Here is a 273-nt window from a genome sequence, read left to right as displayed (position 1 = left end):
GAGCTAGTGCGTGTGGCTTGGGCCTCTGCGGCAAGCTACCGCCATTCGGACATGCGCGGTGGAGCAAACGGTGCACGTATTGCACTATCACCTCAAAAAGACTGGCCGATAAACAACCCTGCTGAAACCGCTAAAGTGATTAAAACACTAAAAGCGATTCAAGCAGACTACAACGACAGCTTATTAAGTAAAAGCACAGTATCGCTTGCAGATTTAATCGTTCTCGGTGGCGCTGCTGCAATAGAAAAGGCCGCTAAAGATGCGGGTTATAGC

1 protein-coding gene is annotated in these 273 nt (G+C 49.1%); it reads left to right on the top strand.

Features of this window, described 5'->3' with window-relative positions:
- Window positions 1-273 (top strand): peroxidase family protein (locus AAEZ03_RS27325; RefSeq protein WP_350582980.1); only part of this gene is annotated, 273 nt, incomplete at both ends.

The organism is Pseudomonas sp. HY2-MNA-CIBAN-0224 (genome assembly GCF_040310285.1).
GTDB lineage: Bacteria > Pseudomonadota > Gammaproteobacteria > Pseudomonadales > Pseudomonadaceae > Aquipseudomonas > Aquipseudomonas helleri.
Note: the sequence above shows the minus strand (reverse complement) of the source record. Positions and strands in the feature narration are given on the sequence as shown.